Origin of the sequence: Shewanella acanthi (assembly GCF_019457475.1) — a bacterium.
GTDB lineage: Bacteria > Pseudomonadota > Gammaproteobacteria > Enterobacterales > Shewanellaceae > Shewanella > Shewanella acanthi.
In genome coordinates, this window is the sequence record NZ_CP080413.1 from 1,213,052 (window position 1) to 1,238,705 (window position 25,654).

At 45.9% G+C, this 25,654-nt stretch carries 25 protein-coding genes; 22 read left to right on the forward strand and 3 right to left on the reverse strand.

Annotated elements, in window-relative coordinates; genetic code table 11:
- Positions 1 to 95: 95 nt before the first annotated feature.
- The 3 genes from K0H61_RS05460 to flgA all read right to left on the reverse strand — a co-directional run bounded on the left by K0H61_RS05460 (position 96) and on the right by flgA (position 1,633).
- Positions 96 to 521, reverse strand: coding sequence for a flagella synthesis protein FlgN (locus K0H61_RS05460; RefSeq protein WP_220051722.1), 426 nt, complete (start codon positions 519 to 521; stop codon positions 96 to 98).
- 2 nt (positions 522 to 523) lie between these two features.
- Complete coding sequence (gene flgM / locus K0H61_RS05465) at positions 524 to 850, reverse strand: flagellar biosynthesis anti-sigma factor FlgM (RefSeq protein WP_220051723.1); 327 nt, start codon at positions 848 to 850, stop codon at positions 524 to 526.
- 75 nt (positions 851 to 925) lie between these two features.
- The gene (gene flgA / locus K0H61_RS05470; protein ID WP_220051724.1) at positions 926 to 1,633 is read right to left on the reverse strand and encodes a flagellar basal body P-ring formation chaperone FlgA; all 708 of its coding nucleotides are present in this window, start codon (positions 1,631 to 1,633) and stop codon (positions 926 to 928) included.
- A gap of 203 nt (positions 1,634 to 1,836) precedes the next feature.
- Between flgA and K0H61_RS05475 the strand changes: the two genes are divergently transcribed.
- From K0H61_RS05475 to K0H61_RS05580, 22 genes are all read left to right on the forward strand, one after another.
- Entirely contained in the window at positions 1,837 to 2,757 is a 921-nt protein-coding gene (locus K0H61_RS05475; RefSeq protein WP_220051725.1) for a chemotaxis protein CheV, read from the forward strand.
- Positions 2,758 to 2,864: 107 nt separating this feature from the next.
- Positions 2,865 to 3,704: a CheR family methyltransferase gene (locus K0H61_RS05480; RefSeq protein ID WP_220051726.1), complete on the forward strand. Its 840-nt coding sequence runs from the start codon at positions 2,865 to 2,867 to the stop codon at positions 3,702 to 3,704.
- 146 nt (positions 3,705 to 3,850) lie between these two features.
- Positions 3,851 to 4,255, forward strand: a complete 405-nt coding sequence (flgB, locus tag K0H61_RS05485; RefSeq protein ID WP_220051727.1) for a flagellar basal body rod protein FlgB — start codon at positions 3,851 to 3,853, stop codon at positions 4,253 to 4,255.
- Positions 4,256 to 4,257: 2 nt separating this feature from the next.
- Positions 4,258 to 4,674, forward strand: coding sequence for a flagellar basal body rod protein FlgC (gene flgC / locus K0H61_RS05490; protein WP_220051728.1), 417 nt, complete (start codon positions 4,258 to 4,260; stop codon positions 4,672 to 4,674).
- Between the two features lie 24 nt (positions 4,675 to 4,698).
- Positions 4,699 to 5,391 (forward strand): flagellar hook assembly protein FlgD, encoded by a 693-nt coding sequence (gene flgD / locus K0H61_RS05495; RefSeq protein ID WP_220051729.1) that lies wholly within the window; start codon positions 4,699 to 4,701, stop codon positions 5,389 to 5,391.
- Positions 5,392 to 5,456: 65 nt separating this feature from the next.
- A complete protein-coding gene (gene flgE / locus K0H61_RS05500; protein ID WP_220051730.1) occupies positions 5,457 to 6,824 on the forward strand; it encodes a flagellar hook protein FlgE in 1,368 nt (455 codons plus the stop codon).
- A 169-nt stretch (positions 6,825 to 6,993) separates the two neighbouring features.
- Entirely contained in the window at positions 6,994 to 7,737 is a 744-nt protein-coding gene (gene flgF / locus K0H61_RS05505; RefSeq protein ID WP_220051731.1) for a flagellar basal-body rod protein FlgF, read from the forward strand.
- A gap of 12 nt (positions 7,738 to 7,749) precedes the next feature.
- A complete protein-coding gene (gene flgG, locus K0H61_RS05510) occupies positions 7,750 to 8,538 on the forward strand; it encodes a flagellar basal-body rod protein FlgG (protein ID WP_220051732.1) in 789 nt (262 codons plus the stop codon).
- Between the two features lie 11 nt (positions 8,539 to 8,549).
- Positions 8,550 to 9,224, forward strand: a complete 675-nt coding sequence (gene flgH, locus K0H61_RS05515) for a flagellar basal body L-ring protein FlgH (protein WP_220051733.1) — start codon at positions 8,550 to 8,552, stop codon at positions 9,222 to 9,224.
- A gap of 287 nt (positions 9,225 to 9,511) precedes the next feature.
- Positions 9,512 to 10,603: a flagellar basal body P-ring protein FlgI gene (locus tag K0H61_RS05520; protein WP_220052503.1), complete on the forward strand. Its 1,092-nt coding sequence runs from the start codon at positions 9,512 to 9,514 to the stop codon at positions 10,601 to 10,603.
- A 17-nt stretch (positions 10,604 to 10,620) separates the two neighbouring features.
- A complete protein-coding gene (gene flgJ, locus K0H61_RS05525; protein WP_220051734.1) occupies positions 10,621 to 11,799 on the forward strand; it encodes a flagellar assembly peptidoglycan hydrolase FlgJ in 1,179 nt (392 codons plus the stop codon).
- A 40-nt stretch (positions 11,800 to 11,839) separates the two neighbouring features.
- On the forward strand, positions 11,840 to 13,756 hold the full coding sequence (flgK, locus tag K0H61_RS05530) for a flagellar hook-associated protein FlgK (RefSeq protein ID WP_220051735.1): 1,917 nt from the start codon (positions 11,840 to 11,842) through the stop codon (positions 13,754 to 13,756).
- A gap of 11 nt (positions 13,757 to 13,767) precedes the next feature.
- Entirely contained in the window at positions 13,768 to 14,973 is a 1,206-nt protein-coding gene (flgL, locus tag K0H61_RS05535; protein WP_220051736.1) for a flagellar hook-associated protein FlgL, read from the forward strand.
- 179 nt (positions 14,974 to 15,152) lie between these two features.
- Positions 15,153 to 16,601, forward strand: coding sequence for a flagellin (locus K0H61_RS05540; RefSeq protein WP_220051737.1), 1,449 nt, complete (start codon positions 15,153 to 15,155; stop codon positions 16,599 to 16,601).
- A 228-nt stretch (positions 16,602 to 16,829) separates the two neighbouring features.
- The gene (locus K0H61_RS05545; RefSeq protein ID WP_220051738.1) at positions 16,830 to 18,278 is read left to right on the forward strand and encodes a flagellin; all 1,449 of its coding nucleotides are present in this window, start codon (positions 16,830 to 16,832) and stop codon (positions 18,276 to 18,278) included.
- Between the two features lie 250 nt (positions 18,279 to 18,528).
- On the forward strand, positions 18,529 to 18,921 hold the full coding sequence (locus K0H61_RS05550; RefSeq protein ID WP_220051739.1) for a flagellar protein FlaG: 393 nt from the start codon (positions 18,529 to 18,531) through the stop codon (positions 18,919 to 18,921).
- A gap of 99 nt (positions 18,922 to 19,020) precedes the next feature.
- A complete protein-coding gene (gene fliD / locus K0H61_RS05555) occupies positions 19,021 to 20,388 on the forward strand; it encodes a flagellar filament capping protein FliD (protein WP_220051740.1) in 1,368 nt (455 codons plus the stop codon).
- A 128-nt stretch (positions 20,389 to 20,516) separates the two neighbouring features.
- Positions 20,517 to 20,837 carry a hypothetical protein gene (locus K0H61_RS05560; RefSeq protein WP_220051741.1) on the forward strand — a complete coding sequence of 107 codons (321 nt, stop codon included), beginning with the start codon at positions 20,517 to 20,519 and terminating at the stop codon, positions 20,835 to 20,837.
- A gap of 8 nt (positions 20,838 to 20,845) precedes the next feature.
- Positions 20,846 to 21,256 (forward strand): flagellar export chaperone FliS, encoded by a 411-nt coding sequence (gene fliS, locus K0H61_RS05565; RefSeq protein ID WP_220051742.1) that lies wholly within the window; start codon positions 20,846 to 20,848, stop codon positions 21,254 to 21,256.
- 303 nt (positions 21,257 to 21,559) lie between these two features.
- Entirely contained in the window at positions 21,560 to 22,993 is a 1,434-nt protein-coding gene (locus K0H61_RS05570) for a sigma-54 dependent transcriptional regulator (protein WP_220051743.1), read from the forward strand.
- Positions 22,994 to 23,103: 110 nt separating this feature from the next.
- Positions 23,104 to 24,186 (forward strand): sensor histidine kinase, encoded by a 1,083-nt coding sequence (locus K0H61_RS05575; protein ID WP_220051744.1) that lies wholly within the window; start codon positions 23,104 to 23,106, stop codon positions 24,184 to 24,186.
- A complete protein-coding gene (locus K0H61_RS05580) occupies positions 24,179 to 25,519 on the forward strand; it encodes a sigma-54-dependent transcriptional regulator (protein ID WP_220051745.1) in 1,341 nt (446 codons plus the stop codon). Before K0H61_RS05575 ends, K0H61_RS05580 begins: the two co-directional genes overlap by 8 nt.
- The last annotated feature ends 135 nt before the right edge of the window (positions 25,520 to 25,654 follow it).

Consider the following 25,654-nt stretch of genomic DNA (forward strand, 5'->3'; position numbering starts at 1 on the left):
TGACATGAAATTTTCGCTCATTAAAAAGCCGCGTCGATGTCGCGGCTTTTTAATGGATTTCATATCGCTGATTTCAGTCAGTGGTATCCTGAACCTTAAGCTTTAATATCATTACCTAAGCTTGATATCGTCGACGTTTTGCCTTTTTCGTTATAGGTGAGACTCGTGGCATTTCGACTTGCCTGTAATGCTTGGGCAAAGCGATTAAGGCTTGCAATATTCATCTCGATAAGACTAGCATTTTGAGCATTTAACGCTTTGCATTCTGCTAGGGTTTGCTTGACCGTGGCCATTTTAGTGGCGAGGTCCTGCTGCTCTGTCAGTAACCCAATCTCGGGATGCTGAGCAATGAACTCGTCGTTTGCTTTAAGCGTTTTTAAACAATCGGATTTTTCGGCAGCAAGGGACAATAGCAAATCGGCGTTTTGGTCTACCAAAGCGCCTTTTTCGTTGACGATGATTTGCTTAAGTACATCCAAATGGGCTTGTTGTTTGTCGACCAGTTCAGCAATGGGCGTCATAGTTACTCGTTATTAAGATCGTTTAATTCAGCTTCAAAGCTGGCGATATTGGCTGCCAATTTTTCAGGATCAATTTTGTAGCGACCCTCAGCAATCGCTTGCTTAATCTCTGCGACTTTTTTCTGATCGACTTCAGGAAGACTGGCCATTTTCGTCTGAGCACCTTGTAACTGCTGAGCTTGAGCCGTAATGACAACAGAGTCACTTTTTTGTGGAGTCGATTTAGCCGATACCTGAGTAGATACCTCGCTTTCGCTATTTTTCTTAGCGGTATTTGAACGAACTTGCGAAGTCGTTGTTGTATTTAATTTGCTAATATCAATTGCCATGTGAGGCTCCAGCGTCGTGTATACGGGATTTCTTAACTGGGGTATCGGCCGCTTCCTGAAAAGCTTTAGCGAATTTTACATTCTTACTTCAACTTCGCCAATGGCCGTCACTATAGCATCCAGCTCTTTGTTTGACTTGCTATTTTTGACTCTTATTTGGTCACCGACATTGCCATCCTGCAGCGCCTCCCCCAAAGTTTTTAAGGTAAAATTATTTGAGCGAACATAAATCGATACCGAATCATTCTTACACACAAAACACAGGTTATTCGCAAAAATCGGGGTGTTTTTGGCGACTCGGCGTTTAACTCTAACCCCAGATAATTGGGATGTGTCGTTAAATTGCAGTCCGCGCAGCGTGTTTTGGTCGACATAGCGGATTTCAACTTGGTTTGGGGAGATGAGTTCACCCGGTGCAAGGGTTTCACTGGCTACGACCACGGGAAATAGGATCTCGACCCTAACAGACATAAAGATTTGCCAAGGGTAGCTGAGGTCGGGAGTCTCGCAACTGACTTTTAAGGTATTGTTACGACTAATTTCTCGCTGTGATGCCAATTCAACTTTAATGGGTGTTGAGCACTGAGAAGGTAGTGTTCTTGCATCTAAATTTTGCGGTAGGATTTCAACCTTGGCATTTTCTGGTACCGAAATTTTTTCATTAACAAGGGCTTTAGCTAATTCGCTGATGGTCGATACGCTGGGCACTATGGGTTCCGCCTTGGCTAAAGGAGAGACAAGGAACGCAAGGGGGATAAAAAAAATGCCAAAATTTACTTTCATAATGAATACACTAGCTTGTAACGCCAGATTGCACCTATACTTTTATCAAATTCGAAGCTGATGATTGTGTGAAAATTGGATCTGTATGTCAGAAGATTGACTCAGTTTCGATTACAGTTACTTATTTTCAAGTCAAGCAAGTAATGTGCCTATACTCGCATGAGTCTTAAGGCCAAGCATAAACAGAACAACAAGGCAGACTTATGTCGAGTATTCTTGATTCAGTCAATAAACGCACCCAGCTCGTTGGTCAAAACCGCTTAGAACTACTGCTATTCAAATTAAATGGTCGGCAACGCTTTGGGATTAACGTATTTAAAGTTAAAGAAGTTTTGCAATGTCCACCTTTGACTCTGCTGCCTAAACTTAATCCCTATGTGAAAGGTGTTGCCCATATTCGTGGCACCACTATTTCGGTCATCGATTTGAGCGCGGCAACCGGTGGTCGCCCCCTCGAAAATATTGAGAACTGCTTCATTATTATCTCCGAGTATAACCGCAGTGTGCAGGGATTTTTGGTAAGCTCGGTTGAGCGCATTATCAACATGAATTGGGAAGCCATTATGCCGCCGCCCCAAGGAGCAGGGCGATATTCCTATTTGACTGCCGTGACTGAAATTGAAGGTGAACTGGTCGAAATTCTCGATGTGGAAAAAATTCTCGATGAGATTTCACCGGTCAAAACCGCCATCAGTGACGAACTGAATGAAAAGCTGACCATCGATAGAAATCAACATTTCCATATTATGGTGATTGATGATTCTGCGGTCGCCCGTAAGCAGATTATTCGTGCCCTCGAATCATTGAATTTGCAAATCGATACTGCCAAAGACGGCCGTGAAGCGCTAGCTAAGCTAAAATCTATCGCGAGTGAAATGACCAATGTGGCAGATGAAATCCCGTTGATTATTTCTGACATTGAGATGCCGGAGATGGATGGTTATACCCTCACGGCGGAAATCCGTGATGATCCTAAACTCAAGCACATCAAAGTGGTGTTACATACTTCCCTCAGCGGGGTATTTAACCAAGCTATGGTGCAAAAAGTCGGCGCCAATGATTTTATTGCTAAATTTAACCCTGACGAATTAGCCGCTGCAGTTAACAAACATTTAAGCTTGTAGTGATTTTAGGGCGTGGGTTAGTGCTGAATTTGGCTTTTCGCTATAATCAGTAGCTTGTAACATGATGTTTTTGCACTTATTTGGGTGCTTGCGATAGGATTTAGGACGTGAATGTGCAAAACAAATCACTCGCTGAGGCTGAATACAACCAGTTTAGGTTGTTCTTAGAACAACACAGTGGCATCGTGCTGGGTGAGAATAAGCAATATCTCGTGCGTAGCCGCCTTGCTCCCCTGATGGGCAAGTACAATTTGCCTTCATTATCCGATGTGGTTAAACATTCGATGAAACCCACCGAGCGCGCATTGCGGGCAGAAGTGATAGATGCAATGACAACTAATGAAACCCTGTGGTTTCGTGATCGTTATCCATTTGAATTGCTTGGTAATGCATTATTACCCGAATATGCCCGCTTGGGACGTCCATTAAAGATTTGGTCTGCAGCTTGCTCATCGGGTCAAGAACCCTATTCGTTGGCGATGACCATTTTAGAATATCAGCAGAAAAAGCCAGGAGCCCTTGCCGGTGGTGCTTCTATTCAAGCAACGGACCTATCGCCATCTATGTTGGAGCGTTGTAAGCACGCGGAATATGATGGATTAGCCTTGGCCAGAGGATTATCCGAGGAGCGCAAGCGGCAGTTTTTTGATCCATTACCTTCGGGCAATATGAAAGTAAAGGATAACGTTAAACGCTTAGTGAGTTTTCGCGCGCACAATTTACTTGAGAGCTATACCTTACTCGGTAAATTCGACATTATCTTTTGCCGAAATGTGCTGATTTATTTTGCCCCAGAGGCAAAGGCCAAAATCCTGCGGCAATTCGCTGCCGCTTTAAATCCAAAGGGCATTTTGTTTTTGGGGGCATCGGAGTCAATTGCCGGATTGAGCACTGAATTTGATATGGTTCGGTGTAATCCTGGAATTTACTACCAGAAAAAAGTCTAATTTCAAGATTCTATTGAGTAATTGCCGACGTTCGTCGGCAATTTTTTCGCTATCACCACCGCATTATCGTAATTCCCCTTTAATAACTAAATGTTTTTGGCACATGAATTGCTTCGTTCACGTGAGTGACATTTAGAGGCAATTTTATGGCGATCAATTTTGATAAGGCACTTGGGGTGCATCAATTCGCATTAGGGATACGCGCAGAGCGGGCCGAAGTGATTTCTAGCAATATCGCAAACGCCGATACGCCGCATTATAAAGCCCGAGATGTCGATTTCTCTGCCGCATTGAATGTGGCCAAAAGTCAGCAGCAACAGCGTAAAAATCTTGAAATGAGCGAAGACGGTGAGTCTTTTGGCATGGCGCAGTTAACGGGGCAATATGTGAAGTTCCGCGTGCCAAATCAACCTGATACCGGTGATGGCAATACGGTCGATATTCAAGAAGAACAGTCTGCATTTATGCAAAATGCACTCGAATATCAGATGTCCCTTGGGTTCTTGGACAGTAAATTCAGTGGTATGAAAAAAGCGCTGAGAGGGGATTAATCATGAGTTTATTTAGTATTTTTGACGTTGCTGGTTCTGGGATGTCGGCCCAATCGGTTCGATTAAACACCACCGCCAGCAACATCGCAAACGCCGATTCAGTGTCCAGTAGTATCGATAAAACCTATCGTGCCCGTCGACCGATTTTTGAAGCTGAGATGGCCAAAGCTCAAAGTCAGCAAGAAGCGTCTCAAAGTGTGTCTGTAAAGGGCATTGTTGAGAGTGATAAACCCCTATTAAAAGAGTATTCGCCGGATCATCCAATGGCGGATGCCGATGGTTTTATTTATAAGCCGAATGTGAATGTCATGGAAGAAATGGCAGATATGATTTCAGCCTCACGCTCGTATCAAATGAATGTGCAGGTAGCGGAAGCTGCAAAATCGATGCTGCAACAAACACTTGGGATGGGTAAGTAAGATGAATCATTCAGGAGGTGAGCTGTGAGCACTATTTCTACAGGAAATTCCTTCCTCGATAGTTTACGGCTTCAATCGACATCGACAACTACCACGGAAGAGAAATCTAATGGGCTGACGCAGGAAGATTTTTTCTCGCTGCTCAGTCAACAATTGTCCATGCAAGATCCATTTAACCCGGTCGATAACGATCAAATGATCTCGCAAATGGCATCTTTCTCTACCGTTGACGGTATTGCCAAATTGAATGATGAAATCGTCAATTTGAACAGCGTGATGACATCCAGCCAAGCCTTACAAGCTTCTGGTTTAGTGGGGCGTAAAGTATTACTGCCAACGGATACTGCTTATGTGTCTTCTGACACCAATGGGATGCAAGGTGTGGTCAGTACTTCTCAAAGCATCCCAACAATTACCGTCCATGTCCAAGATCAATATGGTCAAGTGGTAAGAACCATGACAGTTGATGGCAGTGCCAGCGGTAACATCGATGTTGATTGGGATGGTCTAGATGACAGTGGCCAACCTGTAGTAGCAGGCAACTACTCGTTTAAGGCGACAGGCTTAGTCGATGGGGCTTCGCAGTCGCTTGCGGTTTCAACCTATGCCCATGTGTCAAGCGTGTCCTTAGGCACTGCCAGCACTGGGGCGATTTTAAACTTAAAGGGCGGCAGCGCCTTCTTGCTCTCAGATGTACTTGCGGTCACCGAAAGTTAATTTGGCAGTTTTTTAGGATTGGACGGGTGTCCGTTTTCAAATTGAATAGATTTCAGAGGTGAAATATGTCGTTTAACATTGCATTGAGTGGCATTTCAGCTGCACAAAAAGATTTAAATACCACGGCCAACAACATTGCTAACGCCAACACCACAGGCTTTAAAGAGTCGCGTGCCGAATTTGCGGATGTTTACGCTAACTCTATTTTTGCCAACTCAAAAACCGCGGTAGGTGGGGGCGTTGCAACTAGCCAAGTGGCGCAGCAATTCCATCAAGGTAGTTTGTTGTTAACCAATAACTCTTTGGATATGGCGATTCAAGGCAGTGGTTTCTTCGTCACTTCTAATGAGTTTGGCACTCAGGACTATTCCTACACTCGTGCCGGTGCATTTAAAGTAAATGCCGACAGTTATGTGGTTGATGCTGCGGGTAACTATTTACAAACCTTCCCTGTTGATAGTGACGGTAACTCTACTTCTGTGAGTTTAAGTACGACTAGACCGGTACAAATTCCTGATACTGCAGGAAGCCCCGCGCAAACCCAAAACGTGGGTATTTCGATGAACCTTAACGCTAAGGACACCGAGCTGGATCCTGCCGCGTTCGATCCAACCGATTCAACAACCTATAACAGTGTCACTTCGATGACGATTTACGATTCATTGGGTGAGCCACATATTCTGACGTCCTATTTTGTAAAGCCAATTGGCGGTTCATTTACAGGTGAAAACAACTGGGTGGCTTTTTATGCGGTTGATGGTAATCAGGTCGATGTGGCTGGCGGTGCGGGCTCTTATAGTGCTGACTTAGATGGTGACGGCACTGCATTGGGTAATACACCTACGCTTGCACAAACTACAGGTGGTTGGGCGGGTTCTGTATTAACCTTTAATGCGGTCGGTGTCTACACCGGCAGTAGTCCTGCGACCATTACGACCGAGGCCTTAGGTGTGAGTGGCGCAGGTGTGATTGGTGCTGGTGCAGATGGTAGCCAAACCTTAACCATCAAGTTCAATAATCCAACCCAATATGCCGCTAACTTCTCGGCGACGGAATTAAGCCAAGACGGTACAACCGTTGGCCGCTTAACTAACGTTGAAATTGGTACCGATGGCTTGATTCTGGCGACTTATTCTAACGGTTCGAGTGTTCCATTAGCTCGCGTAGCTCTGGTGCGTTTTGCAAACGAGCAGGGCTTAATCCAAGTCGGTAACACCTCTTGGAAGGCCAGTATTAACTCGGGTCAAGCGATTGCGGGTGAGGCCAATAGTGGTACCTTTGGTAGCATCACTGCATCGGCGCTGGAGCAATCAAACATCGATTTGACTACTGAGCTGGTGGATTTGATATCAGCCCAACGTAACTTCCAAGCTAACTCAAGAACCCTTGAAGTTAATAACACCCTACAGCAAACCGTACTGCAAATTCGTTAAAATGCTCGTCAAAGCTAAGTGTTGCCGCCTACGGCAACACTTAGCCGCTTTCAGTCCCTTCTCGTTATCCCCGTAATTTCCTTCAGTCATATCAACCCATTAGCTGCCCAATTATTTGGCATGATGTTTGCTGTTCTACCGTAAGGTTGAAAATTTGACGGAGCAGTCTGTGGACAAGTTTCTCTACATTTCCATGAGTGGGGCTAAGCAAAACATGAATGAGTTGGCGCTGCGTGCCAACAACTTAGCCAATGCCAATACCGATGGCTTTAAATCGGATATGGCCCAGGCCAGATCGATGCAAGCGTTCGGTGAAGGCATGCCGACTCGGGTTTTCGCTATGGTCGAATCTCCGTCAACCAATTTTCGCGCAGGTCCGATTAAATCTACAGGGCGAGATCTTGATGTCGCCATCAAAGGCGATGGTTGGCTTGCCGTGCAGGCGCAAGATGGCAGTGAGGCCTACACCCGTTCTGGCAGTTTAAGCTTCGATGCCAATGGCTTACTCCACAACGACCGCGGCAATCCCATAATGGGGGACGCGGGGCCTATCGTACTGCCGTTGCCGATTGATAAAGTGACGATTTCTCAAGATGGCATTATCTCGGTTCGCCCACAAGGCGCGACCAGTGAAGTGATTGAAGAAGTGGCACGGCTTAAATTAGTGAATCCCGGCGATGAGCAAATGATGCGCGGGGAAGACGGTTTGTTTCGCCTGATGTCGGGCAATGATGCCCCAGCGAACCCCAGCGTGTATGTCGAAAGTGGGGTAGTGGAGGGCAGTAACGTCAATCCAGTGGATGAGATGGTGTCGATGATTAACATCCAAAGGCAGTTTGAATTGCAAGTGAAGATGATGAAAACCGCGGAAGAAAATGACCGCGCATCCGCTTCATTAATGCGGATTAGTTAGGAGATATAAATTATGCATCCAGCGTTATGGATTAGTAAAACTGGCTTAGACGCACAGCAAACCGATATTGCGGTGATTTCAAATAACGTCGCCAACGCCAGTACCGTCGGCTACAAAAAGAGCCGCGCCATTTTTGAAGACTTGCTCTATCAGACCGTTAACCAAGCCGGTGGGGTGAGTGCCTCAAACACTAAGTTGCCTAACGGCCTAAACATAGGTGCGGGGACTAAGGTGGTAGCAACACAGAAGTTGTTTACCCAAGGTAACATGCTGACCACGGATAACTCCCTCGATCTGATGATTGAAGGTCCAGGATTTTTCGAGGTGCAATTACCTGATGGCACAACGGCTTACACCCGTAATGGTCAATTCACCCTCGACGATACTGGGCAAATTGTGACATCGGGCGCGGGCTATGTGCTGCAACCTGCCATCACCATTCCTGAGGATGCCACTGCTATTACGGTTTCATCCGAAGGTGAAGTGTCGGTAAAAACCGCGGGTACCGCCGAGAGTCAGGTGATTGGCCAGCTCAGCATGACAGATTTTATTAACCCGTCGGGATTAGATCCTATCGGGCAAAACCTCTTCACCGAAACCGGTGCGAGTGGCACACCTATTCAAGGGACGGCGTCATTAGATGGAATGGGAGCAATTCGTCAGGGCGCGTTAGAAACCTCTAACGTGAACGTGACCGAAGAGCTGGTAAATCTCATCGAAAGTCAGCGGATCTATGAAATGAACTCCAAGGTTATTTCTGCGGTGGATCAGATGCTTGCTTACGTGAATCAGAACCTATAGAGGTAAAGATCATGGCTAGATATGTGGTATTGGCCGTTGCACTTTTGCTCGGAGCTTGTAGCTCAACACCTAAAAAGCCGATTGCGGACGACCCCTTTTATGCGCCTGTGTACCCCGAAGCGCCGCCAACCAAAATCGTGGCGACAGGGTCAATTTTTCAGGACAGCCAAGCGGCGAGCCTATATTCGGATATTCGCGCCCATAAGGTTGGCGACATTATCACTATCGTGCTGAAGGAATCGACGCAGGCGAAGAAAAGTGCGGGCAATCAGATCAAAAAAGGCTCTGATATGAACGTCAATCCACTCTATGCCGGTGGTAAAAACGTGACCATCAGTGGTGTGCCCTTGGATTTTGGCTACAGCGACAGTATGGACACCAAGCGTGAGTCCGATGCTGATCAAAGCAACAGCTTAGATGGCAGCATATCGGCCAACGTCATGCAGGTGCTCAATAACGGTAATTTAGTGGTGCGCGGTGAAAAGTGGATTTCCATTAACAATGGTGATGAATTTATCCGCGTCACAGGCATAGTGCGCTCTGAGGATATCAAACCCGATAACACCATTGATTCCACGCGTATGGCCAATGCCCGTATTCAATATAGCGGGACAGGCACCTTTGCCGAAGCGCAGCAGGTGGGCTGGCTTAGCCAGTTCTTTATGAGCGACTGGTGGCCATTCTAGGGCGTGTTTACATTTCAGGGTTATTTTTGCAGCGGTTTGGCGGGTGTTTATGCAAGGAAAAGTCCGTGCAGTGTAGTTGTTCTACATAAACGGACGCTAACGCAGCAGAAAAGCCTGCCAAACGCTGCCCGAAGGGTTCGCTAGGCAAGCGCTTACTCTTTGTCACTCGTCATTTGAGTAGAATAACTACACGTCACTCCTCGTTTCGCGAGTACGAGCTTGCCATAACGAACAAAATTTAATCTCGAAAGGTCAACACGCCCTGGGAGCCCATCATGAAATCAATCATGAAATTAAAACTCGTACTAGCCGTTGCCATCTTGGTGTGTTCATTACCAAGTCATGGTGAGCGGATTAAAGATCTTGCCGATATTCAAGGTGTTCGCAGTAACCAACTGATTGGTTACGGTCTAGTGGTCGGTTTACCCGGCACTGGCGAAAAGACCCGCTACACCGAGCAAACCTTTATGACCATGCTGAAAAATTTCGGGATTAACTTACCAGATAATTTCAGACCCAAAATCAAAAACGTCGCCGTAGTGGCAGTGCATGCGGATATGCCGGCTTTTATTAAGCCCGGACAGGATTTAGACGTTACGGTTTCGAGCCTCGGTGAAGCCAAAAGTTTGCGTGGTGGCACTCTTTTGCAGACCTTTTTAAAGGGAGTCGATGGTAATGTGTATGCGATTGCCCAGGGCAGCTTAGTCGTCAGCGGTTTTAGCGCCGACGGTTTAGATGGCTCCAAGGTCATTCAAAATACGCCCACCGTTGGACGTATTCCAAATGGCGCAATTGTTGAGCGCAGTGTAGCGAGTCCGTTTTCGACGGGCGATTATTTGACGTTTAACCTGCGCCGCTCCGACTTTTCGACTTCGCAGCGCATGGCCGATGCGATCAACGACATGCTAGGCCCTGATATGGCGCGTCCACTGGATGCCACTTCAGTACAAGTATTGGCGCCGCGTGATGTGTCGCAGCGAGTGTCCTTCCTCGCGACCCTTGAGAATATTGAACTTGAGCCTGCTGAAGAAGCTGCCAAAGTTATCGTCAATTCCCGTACGGGTACGATTGTAGTAGGGCAGAACGTTAAGCTGCTGCCTGCTGCAGTGACCCACGGCGGCCTAACGGTTACCATTGCCGAGGCGACCCAGGTATCCCAGCCTAATGCCTTCTCAAATGGGCAAACAGCAGTCACCAATAACAGTACAATTAACGCTACCGAAAGTGACAGACGGATGTTTATGTTCAATCCAGGTACGACCTTGGACGAGCTTGTGCGCGCGGTTAACTTAGTTGGCGCTGCACCCTCGGATGTACTGGCAATCCTAGAAGCACTAAAAGTGGCAGGTGCTTTGCATGGTGAACTTATCATTATCTAATTTTTGTCACCAACACCATGGAAAAACTTGCTAATTCATCACAATTTCTGGACCTGGGTAGCCTAGATTCGCTACGCGCCCAGGCTCAGAAAGATGAAAAGGGTGCCTTGAAACAGGTCGCCCAGCAGTTTGAAGGTGTGTTCATCCAAATGCTGATGAAAAGCATGCGTGATGCCAATGCAGCATTCGAGTCCGACAGCCCCCTTAACAGCCAATACACTAAGTTCTACGAGCAGATGCGGGATCAACAGTTATCCCTTGATTTGTCTGACAAAGGTGTACTCGGCATCGCCGATTTAATGGTGCAACAACTCTCCCCTGAATCGAGTGGTATGACGCCAGCGTCAGTGCTGCGAAACGATGGTGGCGATAAACTTGAGCATGACAATAGATTGCTCAATCTTTCACGCCAAAGCGCCCAGGGCGAGAGCGCCAGTTTAGATGCTACTTCTGACACTTTGGCTACGGCTAAAGCGGCTGCGGCAAAGAACGGAGTACCAGACTCAATTGCTTGGCCAAGTTTTGCCTCCGATGCGACCGATGGCGTGACCTCTTCAATGGATATCGATAGGCAAGCGCGTTCACTCGCCATCGATTCGCCTTCACCCGCTTGGAGTGAACAGCCACTTTCATCAATTGAACCTGTGCTCAGTGGTCAAGTCACGCCAACGACGGCCTTTAGAGAAACTCAAAGAACCATTAAATTTGGCAGCCGTGAAGAGTTTGTCGCCACCCTGTATCCCCATGCTGAAAAAGCCGCTAAAGAGCTGGGAACAACGCCGGAAGTGTTATTGGCGCAATCGGCACTCGAGACCGGCTGGGGACAAAAAATTGTCCGTGGCAATAACGGCGCGCCAAGTCATAACCTATTCAATATCAAGGCTGATAGGCGTTGGGAAGGGGATAGGGCTAATGTCACCACTCTTGAGTTTGAACAGGGTATTGCCGTAAGACAAAAAGCCGACTTTAGGGTCTACAGCGATTTTGAGCAGAGTTTTAAGGATTTTGTGTCTTTCATCGCAGACGGTGAGCGTTATCAAGAGGCGAAGAAAGTGGCGTCATCGCCAACCCAATTTATTCGTGCGCTACAGGATGCGGGTTATGCGACCGATCCTAAGTATGCAGAGAAAGTGATTAAAGTGATGCAGTCCATCAGTGAAGAACTGAAATCGATACTGCCAGGAGACGACAAATGATCCTTCGTCATAGAGAGTTATTTTTGGGGAGTATCGGCTAATGGCAATTGATTTATTAAACATTGCCCGTTCGGGCGTGCTGGCTTCCCAATCCCAATTGGGGGTCACCAGTAACAACATCGCCAATGCGAATACCGCAGGCTATCACCGACAAGTCGCCAGCCAATCGCCATTAAATTCTGAGCGCATTGGTAATAGTTATTACGGTACTGGTACTTATGTTACTGATGTAAAGCGTGTTTATAACGAGTATGCCGCGCGTGAATTGCGCATTGGGCAAACGACCTTAAGTGCAGCCGAAACCAGTTATAGCAAGCTCAGTGAACTAGATGAGCTGTTTTCGCAGGTGGCGAGCATCATTCCTGAAAACTTAAACGAGTTGTTTGCAGGCATAAACAGCATGGCGGATTTACCCGCCGACTTAGGTATTCGTAATACTGTGCTATCTAACGCTCAGCAATTGGCCGATAGCCTGAACCAAATCCAAACTGCGCTGAATAGCCAGATGACCAATACCAATGATGAAATCTCAAGTATTACTGACCGTATCAATGAGATTGGCGCTGAGATTGCCAACATCAACCAGGAAATCATGAAATTCCCCCAGGAAGATCCTGGGTTATTGGATAAGCAAGACGCGTTAATCCAAGAGCTAAGTCAGTATGCGCAGGTGAACGTGATCCAATTGGATAATGGCGCTCGCAGCATTATGTTAGGCAGCGCAGTGATGCTGGTCTCCGGTGAGGTCGCTATGGCGATGGGGACGACCGAGGGCAACCCCTATTCCAATGAAGTACAGCTTACGGCAACCATAGGCACCAAAACCGTCACGGTTAACGGCAGTAAATTGGGCGGCCAATTAGGCGCACTGTTTGACTATCGCGACCAAACCTTAAAGCCTGCGGGGTTAGAGCTTGACCAATTAGCACTGGGTATTGCCAATAGTTTTAATGAAATGCAATCACAGGGTTTTGATCTTAACGGTCAAATCGGCAGTAATCTGTTTACCGATATTAACGACCCTAGCATGGCGTTTAATCGCGCTGCGCCCTACACCACAAATAACGGCTCGGGTTCAGTGAGTGTCAATATCGATGACGTGAGCGCCTTAACTGGCGGTAGTTATCTATTGTCATTCGATGGTACCAACTATCAATTAACGGATTTAACCACGGGAACGGCTAAGACGTTAACTGTGAGTGGCACTCAGTTAATTAGCGATGAAGGCTTTACGCTTGATATTACGGCGGGCGCGGTGGCTGGGGATAAGTTTGAAATTAGGCCAACGGCTGGTGCTGCTGGCAGCATAAAAGTGGCGATGACGGATCCCAAAGGGTTAGCTGCTGCGGCGCCAGTGGTGACAGCAGCATCAACAAATTCGGGCAATACTCAAGTTAAAGTCACTCAAATTACCGATAGAACCGATGTTAATTTCCCGATTACTGGCAGTGAGTTAACCATTCAGTTCGATACCACAGCAGTTCCACCAACTTACCAGGCTTTTGATGCCTCGGGAGCGGCTATCGGTGCAGCCACTGCATACACTCCACCATCCATCAATGCTTTTGGTTTTACCTTCGAGGTTGAATCTACAGCGGCGGCAACGGATAGCTTTACCTTCGATTTATCCTTTGCCGAAGGCGATAACACCAATGCCGTTGCTATGGCAAATTTGAGCGAAGCCAAACTGCTCAATAACGGTAAATCGACCATGGCCGATGTATTTGAGAAGACTAAACAAGCTGTGGGAACTCAAACTAAAGCTGCCGAGGTACGCGTGGGTTCTGCTCAGGCGGTTTACCAGCAAGCCTATGCGCGAGTTGAGAGTGAGTCCGGCGTAAACTTAGATGAAGAAGCGTCTAACCTATTACGCTTCCAGCAAGCCTATCAGGCCTCGGCGCGGATCATGACCACCGCCCAAGAAATCTTTGACAGCCTGATCACTTCAGTGCGTTAGGAGACTACATCATGAGACTTTCGTCCGCGCAAATGTTTAACCAAGGCCTCACTGGCATTCTGCAAAAACAGTCGGCTACCAGTAAGGTGCTAGAGCAGTTAAGTACGGGCAAAAAAGTTAATACTGCAGGCGATGACCCTGTCGCGGCGTTGGGGATTGATAACCTCAATCAACGCAATGCGGTGGTGGCCCAGTATATGAAAAATATTGATTATGCCACTAACCATTTGCAGCAAACTGAAAGCCAATTGGGGCAGGCCGATACCTTAATCTCCAGCATGAAGGATTTGATGTTACAGGGGGCAAACGGCAGTTTAACCTCTGCGGAGCGGCAAACAATTGCCGATGATCTGCGCCAAAGTCTCGATCAACTGTTAAGCATTGCTAATACCAAGGACGAATCAGGTAATTATCTGTTTGCGGGCAATAAAACCGGCACTTTACCCTTCGAGTTCGATACCAGCGGCAACATTGTCTATCAGGGTGATTCAGGCGTGCGCACTGCTATTGTCGCTTCGGGCGTACAATTAAATACCAACGTCGCAGGTGATATGGCCTTTATGAAAGGCCTTAATGCCATGGGTGATTACAGTGCCAATTATTTGACCACACAGCAGGGCAGTTTTAGAGTTGAAAGTGCCCAGATTGTCGGCGCTCCTAGCGTTTCAGCTTATCAAATCAATTTCTTAGATGATGGCGCGGGTGGCATAAATGTTGAGGTTACTGACACTGCCATTCCTGCCAATGTGATCCTAGCTGCAGCTCCTTTCGACCCCACCGCCACCATTAGCTTTGATGGTGTAGATCTTAAAATTACGGGCACTCCCGAGATTGGTGACAGTTTTACCCTAGACCAAACTTCCGAAGTCAGTATTTTCGATACCTTCAGTAAAGCAATTAGCTTATTTGAGAATGGTGGCGAGGTACAAACACCTGCAGGCCAATCTCAATTGGCACAATTATTGAATAATGTTACTAGTGGTGTCAAACAGATTAGTCAGCAACAGGGCTTAGCGGGTATCAGCTTAAAAACGCTAGAAAAGTATACCGACAAGCATACTGACGAGAAGTTAATCAACACCTCGGCATTATCCAAATTGGAGGATGTCGATTATGCCACTGCGGTGACCGAATTAGAGAAGCAACAACTTGCCCTCAATGCGATATCCAGTGTGTTTAGTAAAGTGGGTTCTGTATCGCTGTTTGACTATATCTAGATCTAGGCCCAAGAAGCTTGAAGCTAGGTGCTAAAAAGTGAAGCAGAACTTACTAAAAAATAACGGAAAATTTTAGATTAAACGTTGCAGTGGCCGAGGGATAGCGATTCTAGGCCAAGCGTAACAAGATGTAGCCAGGCTTCCACGTCTTGGCACCAAACTTAGAAGAGGAATCTACTATGGCTATTACCGTCAACACAAACGTCACTTCAATGAAGGCGCAAAACCAGTTAAATGGTGCCAACGCAAAACTGTCGACTTCGATGGAGCGTCTATCGTCAGGACTGCGCATTAACAGCGCCAAAGATGATGCAGCGGGTCTGCAAATTTCGAACCGTATGTCTAGCCAAATCAATGGTATTACAGTGGCAATGCGTAACGCCAATGATGGCATCTCTATTGCTCAGACTGCTGAAGGTGCAATGCAAGAATCGACTAACATTTTGCAACGTATGCGTGATTTATCCTTGCAATCGGCAAACGGTTCGAATTCTGTGGAAGATCGCGCTGCAATGCAGAAAGAATTAAACGCCTTACAGTCTGAACTGACTCGCATTTCTGAGACGACATCCTTTGGTGGTCAAAAGTTACTTGATGGCACTTACGGTACACAATCGTTTCAGGTTGGAGCTCAAGCCAATGAAACTATTAGTGTTTCTTTGAAGTCGGTAGGCGCTGCAGATATTGGTAACTACAGTACGACTACAGCAGGAACTGCTGTGGGTGATTATGGTAATGGATTTAGTACCACAGCAGCCAATGGTGTAGCTGGAAGCACAGTTGGCCTGATCCAAGCAGGTAAAACCACAAATGTGACAGTTAATCCAGGAGACACTGCATTAGAAGCAGCAAAAAGCATAAATAAAGCAGGTACAGGTGTTAAAGCGACAGCTATAACAGTATTAGAAGCCGATGTAACTGCAGCGTTTACTGGTACTGGTTCTTTGACGATGAATGTTACCGATGGAACGACTTCATACGCAGTAGATTTAACAAACGTTAAAGATAATGAAGAGTTAACTAAAACAATCAATGCGTCTTCAGGCGAAACTGGAGTATCTGCAAAACTTGAGAATGGTAAGGTGACAATTACCAGTTCAACGGGTCAAGATATTGGTTTTACTACTACAGCTGGTGCAACGGGAGCAATGGCTCTCACAAATATGTCATCAGGTATTGCGAATGGTACTGCTACCGTAGATGGTACTGCCGCAGCAACTAATACTGCCGCAGGTTCGGTTACCTTGTATTCGTCATCAGATTTTACTGTAAGTGGTGCTGCTGAGTTATCAACTGATACTGGTGGAGTATTTACAGGGGTAAACACGATTAATATATCCACTGCAACAGGGGCTCAAGATGCAATCGCGATTATTGATGGCGCGATAAGTGGTATCGATAGTTCTAGATCTGATTTGGGGGCTGTGCAAAATCGCATGAGCTTTACAATCAGTAACTTATCTAATATCCAATCAAATGTGACCGATGCCCGCAGTCGTATTCAAGATGTAGACTTTGCATCAGAAACCGCTGAACTGACCAAACAGCAAATATTGTCACAAACTTCTTCTGCTATGTTGGCGCAGGCAAACCAATTGCCACAAACTGCATTATCGCTGTTGGGATAATCGCAAGTCGTTGTGAAATAAATATCGCTAAATTTCAAAGCAGGCTCATGCCTGCTTTTCCTTTTTTTATGATTAATGTATTGAAAGTCAAATTAATTTTTACCGTAGGAAAAATTTTAAAATTTTTCCTAAAGTTCCTTTTCGCTCTGCCGTTACTATCTATGTAAAACTTCAACTCCGCCTGACAACAATGGCAGGCACTATTTAAGTTAGGTAGAGGGCAATATCATGGCTATTTCAGTAAACACTAACGTCACTTCAATGAAGGCACAAAACCAATTAAATAGTGCCAATTCGAAATTGTCGACGTCAATGGAACGCTTATCATCAGGTCTGCGCATTAACAGTGCTAAAGATGATGCTGCGGGTCTTCAAATTTCTAACCGTATGTCTAGCCAAATTAACGGTATTGGTGTGGCAATGCGAAATGCTAACGATGGTATTTCGATTGCGCAAACTGCTGAAGGTGCAATGCAAGAATCGACCAATATTCTGCAACGTATGCGTGATTTGTCTTTACAGGCGGCTAACGGTTCTAACTCTGCCGAAGACCGTGCAGCAATGCAAAAAGAAGTAAATGCTTTGCAATCTGAACTGACCCGTATCTCAGATACTACTTCATTTGGTGGTCAAAAACTGCTTGATGGTACTTATGGGACACAATCATTCCAAGTTGGCTCACAAGCGAATGAGACGATTAACGTTTCATTAAAATCGGTTGGTGCAGCGGATATTGGTAATTACACGACAACAGCTGCGGGTACTGCTGCTGGTGACTTTGGTAATGGTTTTGTGGCAACAGCCGGCGTAAACGGAGTGGCTGGTGGCGCATTGGCTCTTACTCAAGCTGGTAAAACCACAAGTGTTACTATTGCTGCGGGTGATACTGCGTCAGAGGCTGCTGCTAAGGTTAACAAAGCGGGCACTGGTGTTAAAGCGACCGCTCAGACAGTTATAGAAGCGGATATTACAGCGGCTTTTACTGGTACTGGCTCTCTGACTATGAATGTTACTGATGGTACGACGTCATACGCAGTAGATTTAACAAACGTGACAGATAATGATGCGCTAACCAAGTTAATTAACGAGTCTTCAGGTGAAACGGGCGTATCTGCAAAACTTGAGAATGGTAAAGTTACTATTACCAGTTCAACTGGTCAGGATATTGGTTTTACCACTACAGCAGGTACAGCTGGAACAATGGCTCTGGCAAACGTGTCTTCAGGCACTGCAACAGGTACAACTTCTGTTAATGGTGCTGCTGCAGCATCAACGGTCGCCGCAGGTTCGGTTAAATTGAGTTCTTCAGCATCATTTTCATTTACTGGTGGTGGTGAGTTAACCACACTGACAAGCAGCAAGTTTACAGGTGTTAATACAATCGATATTTCTACTGCTGCGGGCGCACAATCTGCCTTAGACATTATTGATGGTGCGATTGGCGGTATCGATAGTTCACGTGCTGACTTAGGTGCTGTGCAAAACCGTTTGAACTTTACCATCAACAACCTAGGTAATATTCAATCTAACGTAACCGATGCTCGTAGCCGTATTCAAGATGTGGACTTTGCCTCAGAAACTGCCCAATTAACTAAACAGCAAATTCTGTCGCAAACTTCCTCTGCAATGCTGGCTCAGGCTAACCAATTACCACAAACAGCCCTGTCGCTTCTCTAATAATGCTATAACAGAGTTTCAGCGATAGCAGATAGATAAGATTAGGGAGGGTCGGCAACGATTCTCCCTTTCATCTTTTAGTGCGATAGGTATAGTGAAGATAGGCAGAGGGATTAATCGCAAAAGGTATTTTTCTTTTAGTATTAGATTGGTCTGATTTTTGCCTACTCTTTGTCGAGTAAACTTTAGTTTCAAACTGCAGTTTCTTTTTTGTTTGATACTGTCAGTTGGGAAATCATAGAGGTGAGCCATGGATGTAATTAGTGCAAATGTGCCAAATCAGGTATTGAGTCGGGACCTTCCAAAGCCTCAAACCCAATCAAACGAGCAGGTTAATTCCGCTGTGCAGCTGCAGAAAGTAGCCACTTCCGCTGATGCTTCCCAAGCAAAGGATAAGAGGCAGCAAGAGCCTAATGATAAAGGGTTAGAATTACAGCAGGCTGTGGAGAACATCTCCGCCAGTATGGATTTAATTCAAAAGGGCCTAGCTTTCAAAATTGATGATGAATTAGGTGAGCCCATCGTTCGGGTGATTGATGTTACAACGGGAGATTTAATTCGCCAAATTCCCAATGAAGAAGCATTAGAAATTGCCAAAAAATTGAATGAAGTGACTGGTTTGTTAATGAAAACAGAGGTCTAGCCTCCGGTTTTATTTGGCAGATGTGTGCGTGGCCAATCAATTATTGTGAGGCGCTATCTCGCACTCAAAGTCACTGTGTAAAAGTTTAGAGAGGTTGTTATGGGCTTAACATCGGTAGGTATTGGTACGGGCATGGATATCGGCGGTATTGTTACCGCGTTAGTTAATGCTGAAAGTGCAGCGAAAACTGCTAAGTTTGATACCAATCAAGGTAGGATAACCGCACAAATTTCCGGAATTGGCGCCTTGAAAAGTGCCATGTCTGAGTTTAATGACAAGTTAAAGACCCTCTCAAAGACAGACACCTTTGGCAGCCAAAAAGTGTCGGCATCGACCAAAGACTATCTGTCTGCTAGCGTAGATAAAACGGCGGTATCAGGCAGTTATCAGGTCAAAGTTGAGCAACTTGCTCAAAGCCAAAAAGTGGGCTCGGCTGTCGCTGCTGATACCACCTCGGCAATCGGACAAGGTACGCTTAGCATCACCCTTGGCAGTAATGGCGCGTTTGACATCGAGGTTAGTGACACCGACTCGCTTACCGATATTATGAAGAAGATTAATGACGCCGAAGATAACAGCGGTGTTACTGCGACCATTGTGAATGGCGAATTAGGGCCACAGTTAGTCTTAGGTTCAAGCAAGACGGGTGAAGATAATTTAATATCTGTCAATGCCGTAGATACAGGCACTGGGACAGGGCTTTCTGATACCTTTACCATGACGGAAGTGACCCCCGCCAAAAACGCTATTGTGCATATAGATGGAGTAAAAGTTGTTTCGCAATCTAACACCCTAGATAATGCCATTACAGGAGTGACTTTAACTTTAAACTCTGCGGATGTGACTAAAACTACCACATTAACAGTAAGTAAGGATTCGGCTAAATCACAATCGGCGATAGAGGATTTTGTAGATTCCTATAATACCTTAATGTCGACTATTCAGGATTTAACTAAATACGACGCTGAGACGCAAACCGCAGGAATTTTACAGGGGGATGCACTTCCCCGTAGTATCCAGGGCCAATTACGAACACTTATTTCTAGCCAATATGAAACTTCAGCAGGTAATCAAGGTTTAGCTTCAATAGGGATAAAAACTACCACCGAAGGTTTATTGGACGTTGATACAACCAAATTATCTGAAGCACTCAAAAGTGATAATGGCTCAATTACCGAGTTGTTTACTAAAGAGGATACGGGGCTTGGCGCTAAAATGTCCAGTATGGTAGATACTTATGTCAAATCTGGAGGCGTTATTGATAGTCGTGATAATTCACTTGATGAACAATTAGCGCGAATAGGCAAAAGCCGCGAACAGTTAGCAGCACGTATGACTGCCTATAGTAATCGTTTATATACTCAATTTAATGCCATGGATTTATTGGTGGCAAATTTGAACTCACAGTCAGATTCAATTTTATCTCGTTTAGATTCACTACCTGGGGTTGTGAAGCAAAACAATTAGGTTAACGTATAAATCGACATCGTCGATGAGTTAAGCGAATTTGAAAATATTACTGATAAGTTGGAACCACAATACAAGCAATTTTAGTAACGCAATGAATTTGTTAGCGAGGCAATGTGGATAATCTAATGGCACAGCTAGCAGAGGTTAATAACAACATCCTGTTAACCTTAGACAAAATTAAAAATGAAAACGCATCCGACGAGATTTTTTTGACGTTGGTACTAGAATTGCAGGGCTTTGTGGAGCAGCGTGAGGCTTTTATAAAAACCTTGGTAGCCGACAATGTATTTCCTGACAGGCAATATTTAGTAGACCAGCTTAATTTGAGTCAGGTCTTTACTGAGCAGGCCAAAAAAGTCATGGAAGATTGTCGCGCACTTGTACAAGGTGAAAATAATGCTAAACGTTATATCAAAGCTTACAAGGCTATAGAATCAAATAGGTAGGTGTGTTTATGCGTGGTTCAATGCAATCGTATCGAAAAGTCTCTGTAGACAGTGATTTAGCTGTCGCTTCTCCGCATCGTATTATTCAAATGTTATTTGCCGGTGCGTTAGAACGTCTAGCCCAAGCGAAATGTGCAATTGAACAGGGTGATGTGGCTCAACGTGGTGTTTTAATGGGCAAAGCCATTGGTATTGTTTCCGGTTTAAATGACAGCTTAAATATGGATACCGAGGGGGATGTTGCTAATAATCTCACAAGGCTTTATGACTTTATGCTGCGCCGCATGTCAGAGGCCAATATCAATAACGATGTGCAGGCAATTGATGAAGTGGTTGCCATTTTAAAAACCATTAAAGAAGGTTGGGATGCCATTCCTTCTGAGCAGCATAATATCTCATCCCACGGCGATGCACGTTAAGAATGAACGCTGAACAAGTGAGCTAACATCAGGAAAATAGGCGCTTATTTTGCGCCTATTTTTTTGGCTGGCGTCAATTTGTTGACCTTGTTAGCTAGAATCATGGCTTAAATGAACTAAAATCAATTCTGTTTGGCAGAATACGCATTCGAGGCTTGCTTCTGGAGTGCTGATAATACAATATTCATCAGAGTAGTAATGGTGACACAGATTGTTACTTTGAATTTGCTCAGCTTTTTACAGCAACTAATCATAAAATAATTAATGCGAATTAATAGACATTAGCGCTTGACGGCCTACTAAATGATGCATACAGATCAACGAATTTTACTAGTCGGAACTCCATCAGAGCGCGTAAGTCGCCTGTGTTGCATTTTTGAGTTTTTGGGTGAGCAACTTGAAATCACCTCTATCGAAAAATTAAGCACACACCTTAAAGAGACCCGTTATCGCGCTTTGGTGCTTAGTACCGACAATATGTCAGAAGAGGCGCTTAAATCTCTTGCTGGCCAATATCCATGGCAACCCATCATTTTATTTGGAAATGCAGCCGAGCTGCAGGTATCCAACGTATTGGGTCACGTTGAAGAACCATTAAATTACCCTCAATTGACCGATTTACTGCATTTCTGCCAGGTTTATGGACAAGTTAAACGTCCACAGGTTCCAACGAGTGCCAATCAAACAAAGCTTTTCCGAAGTCTCGTCGGGCGTAGTGAAGGCATTGCTAATGTGAGGCACTTGATCAATCAAGTCGCTTCATCCGACGCGACTGTACTGGTTTTGGGGCAATCTGGCACAGGTAAAGAAGTGGTCGCCCGTAATATCCATTACCTGTCTGATCGCCGCGATGGCCCCTTTATTCCGGTTAACTGTGGTGCGATTCCCCCTGAATTACTCGAGAGTGAGTTATTTGGCCACGAGAAAGGCTCGTTTACCGGGGCGATTAGCTCCCGTAAAGGCCGTTTCGAATTAGCCGAGGGTGGCACGCTGTTTCTCGATGAAATTGGTGATATGCCGCTGCAAATGCAGGTAAAACTGCTGCGTGTGCTTCAAGAGCGCGTGTTTGAGCGTGTCGGTGGCACTAAAACCATGACGGCAAATGTGCGCGTGGTTGCAGCAACTCACAGGGATATCGAAAGCATGATTGGCACCAATGAGTTCCGTGAGGATCTCTACTATCGCCTAAATGTGTTTCCTATTGAGATGCCTGCTTTATGTGACCGCAAGGACGATGTGCCATTGCTGTTACAGGAGTTAGTGAGCCGAGTATACAACGAAGGTCGTGGTAAAGTTCGATTTACCCAGCGTGCTATCGAGTCCCTTAAGGAACACGTTTGGTCGGGTAACGTCCGGGAACTCTCTAACCTTGTAGAGCGTTTAACGATTCTCTATCCGGGCGGGTTGGTTGATGTAAATGATTTGCCAGTGAAATACCGCCATATCGATGTGCCTGAATACAGTGTTGAACTCAGTGAAGAGCAGCAGGAGCGTGATGCGTTAGCTTCCATCTTTACCAGCGATGAGCCGGTGGAAATCCCTGAAACGCGTTTCCCAAGTGAGCTACCGCCTGAGGGGGTTAACCTTAAGGATCTGCTCGCTGAGCTTGAAATCGATATGATCCGTCAAGCACTGGAGCTGCAGGATAACGTAGTCGCCCGCGCAGCTGAAATGCTAGGTATTCGCCGTACTACCTTAGTTGAAAAAATGCGTAAATATGGTATGACAAAAGAATAACGCTATTCTTAACGTCTTATCTTCTGATTTTTCAGCTAAAATCTCTCTTCAATAATTTGGCATAAAATCTGCAAACACTCCGTCAGAAGCAATTTTTTGACGGAGTGTCTATGTCAGCGCATCCACTAACGCAAACCGAATCGTTTACCCCAAGCAATAAACGATGGAACCAAATGCGTGAAGCCGCCAATATGTCCAATCGTATGGAACATATTCTGCAGGCTATGCCCTCTGGCGTAGTGATTTTGAACGGTGATGGCATTGTCACCGACGCAAATCCCGTCGCAGTCGAACTCCTAGAGCAATCTTTATGCGGTACCCGCTGGATTGATGTGATCCATTCGGCTTTCGCGCCGCAGGACGACGACGGTCATGAAGTTTCCCTTCGTAATGGTCGCAGGGTGAAACTTGCCATTACACCGTTGACACCTGAACCGGGTCAGCTGATTGTGCTGACCGATTTGACCGAAACCCGTCTGCTTCAACAGAATATCTCCCACCTGCAGCGTTTATCTGCCCTTGGGAAAATGGTGGCAACCCTTGCCCATCAAGTTCGTACGCCTTTATCTGCGGCGCTGCTCTATGCCGCAAACCTTGCCAGTACTAAATTATCCGACTCTGCTAAGGCTAAATTTCAACAAAAGCTGGTGGATAGACTTAATGAACTCGAGCGTCAGGTTAACGATATGCTTCTGATGGCTAAGGGGCGTCAGGATGAGATGGGCGAAGTTGTCACCTTGAGCGAGGTATTAAGCCAAGTCATGGCTAACTGCGAGCCCATTGCCGCTAAGCAAGGTAAATCCTTGACCGTGATTCATCAGGCAAATCAGCCGCTGCTTGCCAATGTCAATGCCTTAAGCTCTGCGATAAACAACTTGGTGATCAACAGCCTCGAGGCGGGAGCCAGTCAGATCCATATTGTTACCAGTGATGTAGGCGAGCATGTGCAGCTGAGGGTGATAGATAACGGCAAGGGGCTTGATGCTAAGATGCAGAAAAAAGTCCTTGAACCCTTTTTTACTACTAAGCCACAGGGAACAGGATTAGGTCTTGCCGTGGTGCAATCCGTAGTACGCAATCATGGCGGCCAATTACAGTTAACTTGTACTCCGCAGCAGGGCTGCACAGTACTGCTAACGTTCCCAAAGGCTAAATCGGCTCGCCCTCTGCCATTGGAGAACAGCCATGTCTGAAGCCAGAATTTTACTCGTCGAAGACGATGCATCACTAAGGGAAGCGCTGCTCGATACCTTGATGCTTGCTCACTACGATTGCGTCGATGTTGCCTCGGGCGAAGAAGGCATTATCGCCCTTAAACAGCAGCAATTCGATATGGTGATCAGCGATGTGCAAATGGAGGGAATTGGCGGTCTTGGGCTGTTAAATTATCTTCAGCAGCACCATCCCAAAATTCCTGTGCTGTTGATGACGGCCTATGCCACCATCGGCAGTGCTGTGAACGCCATTAAGCTTGGCGCCGTGGATTATTTGGCTAAACCCTTTGCTCCAGAGGTGTTATTAAACCAAGTACTGCGTTATTTACCCATAAAATCAAATGGCGATAGTCCCGTTGTTGCCGACGAGAAGAGCCGATCGCTTTTGTCATTAGCGCAGCGTGTTGCCGCATCCGATGCATCCGTGATGATCTTAGGTCCTAGTGGCTCGGGTAAAGAAGTTCTGGCGCGGTATATTCATCAAAATAGCAGTCGTGCAGACCAAGCTTTCGTGGCGATTAACTGCGCAGCAATTCCTGAAAACATGCTAGAGGCAACTCTTTTTGGCTATGAAAAGGGGGCTTTTACGGGGGCCTACCAAGCTTGCCCTGGCAAATTTGAGCAGGCCCAAGGTGGAACCCTCTTACTCGATGAAATCTCTGAGATGGATTTAGGACTGCAGGCCAAACTGCTACGGGTATTACAGGAACGTGAAGTTGAGCGATTAGGTGGTCGTAAAACCATAAAGCTCGACGTCAGAGTACTTGCGACGTCTAACCGTGATTTAAAGGCCGTAGTGGCAGCGGGGCAATTTAGGGAAGATCTCTATTATCGAATCAATGTTTTCCCGCTTACTTGGCCTGCGCTAAATCAACGCCCAGCGGATATCTTGCCGCTGGCGCGCCATTTACTTGCTAAACATGCTAAGTCGCTCAATATAGTGGATGTGCCTGAGTTTGATGAACTTGCATGTCGTCGTCTGTTAAGTCATCGCTGGCCAGGAAACGTGCGTGAGCTCGATAATGTGGTACAGCGGGCACTTATCCTACGCTCAGGGGGAAATATCAGTGCTAATGATATCATTCTCGACGCCCAAGATGTGCCTCTCTCATCTGAGTCGGTAGAGCAGGCTAATGAACCTGAAGGTTTAGGCGAAGAGTTAAAGGCCCAGGAGCATGTCATTATTTTAGAAACTTTGGCCCAATGCCATGGAAGTCGAAAATTGGTGGCCGAAAAGTTAGGTATAAGTGCAAGAACCCTAAGATACAAAATGGCAAGAATGCGTGATATAGGCATCCAAGTGCCCAGTTAAGTTTACCCCATTCAAATTCTCCCTTTAGCCTACGCAGCGAAGGCGTCATTTCATTAGTGAAATGGCGCCTATTTTTCTTCGCACGGCTTAGTTTTAAATGGTTAAGTACAACTTGGCCATCATTTTGCATATCCC